A 6,956-nucleotide genomic window follows, 5' to 3' on the forward strand; every position below is an offset into this window, starting at 1 on the left:
CGGGGCCCGGGTGGGCGCCGGCGCGGCGGGGATGGGGGCGCGGTCAGGGGCGGGTGAGGCGGTAGCCGCCGAGGGCGGCCAGCGCGGCGAGGACGCCGCCGGCCGTGGTCCACAGCCAGCGGTCGTTCCACCAGCCGCCCATCCAGCCGCCGTCCGGCTCGGGAACGGCGGCGAGGTAGGGACTCGTCTCCTCGGCGTCTGCCGAGTCGTCTGCCCCGTCGCTGGTGGCGTCGGCCGGCGCGTCGGTGCTGACGGTGCCGGCGGCGCCGACCGGCAGCAGGGGCTCGGCGAGGCTGCCGCCGACCGCCACGGAGCCGCTGGACCCCTCGGCGGTGACCCGCACCTCGACGTCGACCGGCAGCCCGAGGTCGCGTTCCGGCAGCTCGGCGACCGAGAGGCGCAGGTAGTAGGCGCCGGGCAGCGGGGTGTCGGACCACGGGTCGGCCCAGGAGCGGACCGGGCGCGGGGCGCAGTCCAGGGCGAGGGTGGTCGCCGTCTCGTCGGCGGTCGCGGTCTGCTGGCCCGAGGTGCAGGACTGGTAGCGCCGCAGCCCGTCGTAGACGTCCAGGCGCCAGGTGACCGGGCCGCTGCGGATCCCGGGGTCCGGCAGGGTCACGGTGGCCTCGGCGGTCACCTGCTGGCCCGCGGCGGCCGGGAAGACCCAGTAGAGGTAGTCGCCGGTTGAGGCGGCCGCGGTGGCGGTCTGGTTCTGGTCGATGACGGTGGCGGTGCGGAAGGCGGTGCCGGCCTCGGTGGCCTCGGCGGCGGCCGGGTCCTCGGCGTCCGCCGCGTGCGCCTGGCCGGCGCCGGTCAGGCCGAGCGCCGCGGTCAGCAGGGCCAGCGCGAACCAGCGGGGCCCGCGTCGGGTCAGTCGTCTCATGCCGTCCTCCGCAACACCGCGATCAGTCGTACCAGCGCGCCGCCGACGAGGCCGGCGAGCAGGCCGGCGCCGGTCAGCAGCAGGATCGGCACCCAGCCCCTGGCCAGCCCGAACGAGGCCGCGTCGGGCGAGGTGTCGGGTCCGGAGACCACGTCGACGGTCAGCTCGACGGGCAGCCCGGGGGTGCGGACCACGGAGTCGGGGGCGGAGAAGGAGTTGCTGAGCACCAGGCAAACGGTGCGGGGCGTGTCGGCGTCCTCGTCGGTCTCGGGCACCGGGTGGCGGAGGCCGGTGGAGAGCACGTCGGTGCGGCCGGTGCCGGCTCCGGTGCCGCGGGTCAGTTCGCGGCCGTCCTCGTCGACGGCGCGGAGCAGCACGCCGTAGTCGGGGTTGACGGCGCGGTCGGCGGCGACGCTGGCCGAGACGCGGAGTTCCTGGCCGGGCAGCACGGGCACCCGGTACCAGCGGTGCTCGTTGAACTCCTCGCGGTCCTCGTAGACGCCGACGGCGAGCCAGGGCGCCCGCTGGCACTCGTCGGCGCCGGTCACGGTGGCGGGGGTCTCCACCGGCTGCTCGGCGCGGCGCACCAACTGGTTGATGCGGTCGGCGAGTTGGTCGGCGTCCTGGACGGCGGTGTAGGTGCCGCCGGTGGCCTCGGCGATGCAGCTGAGCTGTTCGCGGACGGCGTCGTCGAGGGTCAGGCCGAGGGTGTCGACCACCAGGTCGGTGCCGCTGGCGGCGAGTTCGTGGGCCACCAGGCAGGGGTCGGGCTCGCCGCAGGAGTCCTCGCCGTCGGTGATCAGCACGATCCGGCGGGTGCCCTCGCCGTCGCCGAGGTCCTCGTTGGCGCCGCGCAGCGCGTAGCCGATCGGGGTCCAGCCGGTGGGGCGCAGGGTGGCGACCGCGGTCTTGGCCTCGGTGCGGTCGATGGGGCCGACGGGGTAGAGCTGTTCGCTGTCCCGGCAGCCGACTTCGAGGTCGTCGCCGGGGTAGGTGGCGCCGAGGGTGCGGATGCCGAGGTGCACTTCGTCGGGGACGGCGTCGATCACCTCGTTGAAGGCGCGCTGCGCGGCGGCTATGCGGGATTCGCCGCCGCCCATGTCGCGTTCCCGCATGGAACCGCTGACGTCCAGGACCAGGTCGACCCGGGGCGGTGGGCCGTCCTGTTCTGGCTGGTCAGCCTGGGCGGTCGGGGCGAGGCCGCCGCCCATGGCAAGTGTGACGAGCAGCCCGCCGAGGGCCACCGTCAACCATCGTCTCAAGATCATCCGTTGATGCTATTGATCTGGCGGCGAAATGACGAAACGGGCCGTCAACTAAGCGTTCGGCACCGCCGGTTGGCCGCACCGGCGCGCTAGCCCCGCCTCGGCCCGCCCGCTGCCGGCCCGCCCGCCTCGGCTCGTTGTCAGGCGCCGGCGGTCTCCGCCAGGTGGGCTCGCCAGCCGCCGGCCGCGGTGATCTCCCGGACCCGGCCGCCGGGGACGACGGGCTGCCGGCAGACCATGCTGAGCGAGCCGCGGCCGTCCTCCAGCAGAATCGCCGACAGCTCCAACTCGGCCGGCTCCCTCGGCAGGAGCCGCTCCCGCAGGTCGCGGTAGGAGACCTGGTAGATCTCGCCGGGGACCGACCAGCCGGCCTCCTCGTCGGGCAGCAGCCCGGGGAAGCGGTCGTCGAAGGAGAGGAAGCGGTAGCGCGGGGCGGTGCGGACGGGGCCGAGGAAGCGGGCCCCGGCGAGGGCGTCGTTCAGCTCACCCCCGCCCATCGCCTGGCCGTTGACGAACATGGTGACGGTGTCGTCGTGCACGTGGGGACTCCTGTCGTCCGTGAGTCGAACCGTGCGGCGGGCCGCGGGGCGGACCGCCGGCGCGGCGGGTAAGTCGGGCCGTGCGTCGGCCCGTTGGGCGGCGGGCGGCCCGGCCTGGGGCGGCCGGGCCGCGGGCCTGGGCCCGGTCATTCGGTGAGCGTGGTGTTGCCGTGGCCGCGCAGCGCGTGCACCCGGACCGCGGTGAGCGCCCGCTCCTGGTCGCCGCTGGCCAGGTCGTCCAGCAACGCCCGGTGCTGGGAGACCGGTTCGTGCCCGGACTGCTGCACGTAGTCGTCCGTCGGGTAGAGGAACGCCTGCCGTTCCAGGAACGACGAGGTGGTCGGCGAGAACGCGACCCGGTTGATGGCCATGTGCAGGTCCAGGTGGGCCAGGGAGAACTGCGGGCTTCCGACACCGTGTTCGCCCATCGCGGCGGCCAGCGGGTCGAGCAGCGCGTAGAGCGGCGCCCAGTCCACCCGGTCCGCCTTGGCGCTCAGGCTCCGGGCGGCGACCTCGTCGAACGCGACGCGCAGCAGGTGGAGTTCGGCGCGCGCCTCGGCGTCGACGCTGACCACCACGAGCTGGCCGCGGCGGACCCGCTGCACCAGCCCGTCGCTGGTCAGCCGTTGCAGGGCCTCCCGGATCGGGGTGCGGCTGACCCCCACCTCCTCGGCGATCTGCTCCTCGACCAGCCGGATGCCGCCCGCGTACTCGCCGGTGGTGATGCGCTGGCGCAGCAGCCGGTAGACGCGTTCCCGGGTGGTGCTCATGAGGCCAGCGCCGCGAGCAGGGCGGCCCGGCACCGGTTGGTGACCCGCTGCATGTAGGTGCCGGACATCACGCTCATCCCGGCTTCCAGGGCGGCGTGTTGGAGCGCCGAGACCCGGTTGTTGAGATCGAAGAGGCGGCGTCCGGGGGCCAGCAGCAGCGGCAGCGGGAACGCGAACGGCCGCTCCTCGGAGGCGTCCGTCTCGCCCCAGGTGGTGGTGTTGACGATCAGCGACGGGGCGTCGCCGGCGGCGAGGACCGCCGGCAGGGCGTCGGGGGCGGCCGGCCGCGCCTCGAAGTCGGCGGCCCAGGCGGCCAGCGCCGCCGCGTTCCGCGCGCTGCCCACCAGCGGCGCGGCCGGCCAGGCGCGGCGGGCGGCGAGCGCCACCGAGCCGGCCGAGCCGCCGGAGCCGAGCACCAGCGTGCCGGCCGGCACCTCGCCGCCGAGCAGCGTCTCCATCGCGGCCTGCGCCGCCCAGGAGTTGGTGTTGACGCCGAGCAGCCGGCCGGCGCGGTCGCGGACCACGGTGTCCACCACGCCGGTGCCGGCCGCCGACGGCGTCAGCTCGTCCACCAGGGTGGCGACCTGCTTCTTCCACGGGCTCAGCACGAGGGCGAGCCGCCAGTCGGGGCTGGCCAGCAGCGCGGCCGGGTCGTCGAACGGCAACGCCCGGTCGACCTCGACCCGTTCGGCGGCCAGCGCGTCCCGCAGCAGCCGGCCGGCCAGCGCGTGCGGGGCGGTGGTGCCGATCGCGGCCAGCACCGCCGGCGGGCGGGCGGCCGGCGGCTGGTCGGGGGTCAGGCCCACCTCCGCCAGGCACCGTGCCACCGCCTCGTGCGGGGTCGCCACCCGGGTCCGGGATTCCGTCGTCATCTGGTTCCTCATCTCACACCTGCCGGGCGGGGCGCACCTGGCGGCCGCGCGGCGCCCCGGTGATCCCGCTCTTGTCGAACACCGATTCTCCGCGCAGATAGGTGGCGACCACCGCACCCCGCAGCGGGTGCCCCGCGTACGGGGTGACGTTGTGCCGGGAGTGCATGCGCGCCGGGTCGACCACACCGGTGGCGTCGGCGTCGACCAGCACGAAGTCGGCGTCGGCGCCGGGCGTCAGCCGGCCCTTGCCGGGCATGGACCAGCGCTGGGCGGGGGTGTAGGAGCAGAGCCGGACGATGTCCTCCACGGTGAGCCGGCCCTCGGCGGCGGCGGTGAGCAGCAGCGGCAGCATGGTCTCCACCCCGATGAAGCCGCCGTAGGCGCGCCAGACGTCCTGCTCCGCCTGCTCGGCCGGGGTGTGCGGGGCGTGGTCGGTGGCGATCACGTCGACGTCGCCGCGGCCGATGCCGGCCCACAGTTCGGCGACGTCCTCGGCCGGCCGGATCGGCGGGTTGAGCTTCACCAGGTTGCCGTGGGTGTCGTAGGCGCTGTCGTCGAAGAACAGGTGGGCGACGAGGGTCTCGACGCTGACCCGGTGCCCTGCGGCGCGCAGGTCGCGCACCCGGCGCAGCCCGGCCCCTGTGGACAGGTGGTGGATGTGCAGCTTGGTGCGGGCCTCGGTGGCCAGGGTGATGATCCGGGTGACGGCCTCCACCTCGACGAAGGTGGGCCGGCTGGCCAGGTGGGCGCGCGGGTCGGTGCGGCCCGAGGCGCGCAGCCGGTCGATGAACATGCGCAGCAGGTGGTCGTTCTCGGCGTGCACGCCGACCACCAGGTCGGCCGCCGCGGCGGCCTCCAGGCCGCGGTAGATCGCCGCGTCGTCGGGGCAGCGGTTGTCGCCGGTGGTCTGCCCCATGAAGAGCTTGAAACCCATGGCGCCCAGCTCGGCCATCGCGCCGATCTCGGCGGCGTTGTCCTGGCCGAGCATGCCGTAGAGGCCGAAGTCGACGTGGGCCTTGGGCGCGACGAGGTCGAGCTTCTGTTGGAAGCCCTCGGCGGTCGCCACCGGCGGGAAGGTGTTGGGCATGTCGACGACGGTGGTGACGCCGCCGGCCGCGGCGGCCCGGGTGCCGCTGCCGAAGTCCTCCTTCTCCGTCATGCCGGGCTCCCGGAAGTGGACGTGGACGTCGACGAGGCCGGGCAGCACGAGCAGCCCGGTGGCGTCGACGACGGTGGTGGCGGGGGTGTCGGCGGCCAGCCGGTCGCCGACGGCCACCACCCGGCCGTCCCGGACGGCGATGTCGTGCTGGTGGCGGGCGTCGTGGGCGACCACGGTGCCGCCGGTGAGGAGCAGGTCGTACGGTGCCTGGTGTGCCATGGGTGGGTCCCTTCGGCTCTCTCGGTCTCGGTGCGGGTGACGGGTGGACGGGGACAGGTGGGGGCGGGCAGGGTGGGGGGCGTGGGCGCGGCCGGTCAGGCGTCCAGGGCCAGGCCGGGGTCCTCGGCGAAGACCTCGCGGATCGGGTCGAGGTCGAAGAGTTCCTCGGCGGTGATGGCCAGGCCGCCGGCGTTGGCGGCCTCGATGTTGGCGGCGACGGTCTCCTCGGAGAGCGCCAGGATGTGCTGGCCGGGGTCGCCGTCGAGGATCAGCTCGTTGCCCACCCGGCAGGCGGTCAGCGTGGTCTCCGGGTCGAGGCCGAGGGTTCTGCCGTAGTCCTCAACGGTGACCCGGGTGGCCAGCTCGGGGTCGGCCAGCACGTCCAGCCAGCCGCGGATCTCGGCCCGCAGGAAGCCCTTGACCTTGTCGCGGTGCTGGTCGAGGTTCTCCTGGGTGGTGATGTAGGTCTGGCCGACGAGGGGGAACCCGGCGTCCGCCAGCAGCAGTTCGTCGATCTCGAAGCCCCGGGCGCGCAGCTCGATCGGCTGGTTGTTGGTGTAGCCGAAGTAGGCGTCGATCTCCCCCTCGGTCATGCCGATCGGGTCGCCCTGGACGGGGACCGTGGTGATCCGGGACTGGTCCAGGCCGAGCGCGGTGAGGAAGAGCCGCCACAGCGGCGCGCTGGAGGATGAGCAGCCGACGGTCTTGCCGTAGAGGTCGGTCGGCTCGCGGACGGGGCGTTCGCTGAGCGACATCACGCAGCTGGCGTTGCGCTGGTAGACGGCGCCGATGATCTTCAGCGGGGCGCCCTCGTTGATCGCGGCGCCCACGCCGGCGATCTGCGACACCCCGGCGAAGGTGCGGTCCAGCACGTCCGACTCGATGGGTGGCGCGGTGGGCCCGCCGGCGACCAGGTCGGCGCCGCTGAAGCCCTCCTCGGTGTAGTAGCCGTGGTGGTCGGCGAGGAAGCTGCCGGCGAACTGGGTGTTCTTCACCCAGGCCAGCCGTTGGGAGGCGAGTCCGAAGCCGGCCGAGCCGCCGGCTTCGGCGTCCGGGGCGGCGTCGGGTTCGCCGGGGGCGCAGCCGGCCAACGGGCCGGCGGCGAGGGCGAGTCCGCCCAGGGCCAGGCCGCCGGTCAGGAACCGGCGCCGGCCGGGGAACGGGGGACGGTTGGCGGTCATGGGGCAGCTCCGTTCGGGGTGGTCGTCGGCGGACACGGGCGGCGGGTGCGGCGGGCGGTACGGGGGGTCGG

Annotated in this window: 7 protein-coding genes; all 7 read right to left on the minus strand. The window is 74.8% G+C overall.

Annotated elements, in window-relative coordinates:
* Window positions 1-43: 43 nt before the first annotated feature.
* The 7 genes from RM844_RS20995 to RM844_RS21025 all read right to left on the minus strand — a co-directional run bounded on the left by RM844_RS20995 (window position 44) and on the right by RM844_RS21025 (window position 6,885).
* Window positions 44-880, minus strand: a complete 837-nt coding sequence (locus RM844_RS20995; protein ID WP_311668851.1) for a hypothetical protein — start codon at window positions 878-880, stop codon at window positions 44-46.
* On the minus strand, window positions 877-2,148 hold the full coding sequence (locus RM844_RS21000; protein ID WP_311668852.1) for a VWA domain-containing protein: 1,272 nt from the start codon (window positions 2,146-2,148) through the stop codon (window positions 877-879). The genes RM844_RS20995 and RM844_RS21000 overlap by 4 nt, the downstream gene beginning before the upstream one ends.
* Before the next feature lie 137 nt (window positions 2,149-2,285).
* Complete coding sequence (locus RM844_RS21005; RefSeq protein ID WP_311668853.1) at window positions 2,286-2,684, minus strand: allophanate hydrolase-related protein; 399 nt, start codon at window positions 2,682-2,684, stop codon at window positions 2,286-2,288.
* A gap of 146 nt (window positions 2,685-2,830) precedes the next feature.
* Window positions 2,831-3,454, minus strand: coding sequence for a GntR family transcriptional regulator (locus RM844_RS21010; RefSeq protein WP_311668854.1), 624 nt, complete (start codon window positions 3,452-3,454; stop codon window positions 2,831-2,833).
* Complete coding sequence (locus tag RM844_RS21015; protein ID WP_311668855.1) at window positions 3,451-4,326, minus strand: hypothetical protein; 876 nt, start codon at window positions 4,324-4,326, stop codon at window positions 3,451-3,453. The genes RM844_RS21010 and RM844_RS21015 overlap by 4 nt, the downstream gene beginning before the upstream one ends.
* A gap of 13 nt (window positions 4,327-4,339) precedes the next feature.
* Complete coding sequence (allB, locus tag RM844_RS21020; protein WP_311668856.1) at window positions 4,340-5,704, minus strand: allantoinase AllB; 1,365 nt, start codon at window positions 5,702-5,704, stop codon at window positions 4,340-4,342.
* Between the two features lie 95 nt (window positions 5,705-5,799).
* Complete coding sequence (locus tag RM844_RS21025; protein WP_311668857.1) at window positions 5,800-6,885, minus strand: ABC transporter substrate-binding protein; 1,086 nt, start codon at window positions 6,883-6,885, stop codon at window positions 5,800-5,802.
* Window positions 6,886-6,956 lie beyond the last annotated feature (71 nt).

The sequence above is a fragment of the Streptomyces chisholmiae genome (genome assembly GCF_031845445.1).
Classification (GTDB): Bacteria; Actinomycetota; Actinomycetes; order Streptomycetales; family Streptomycetaceae; genus Streptomyces; species Streptomyces chisholmiae.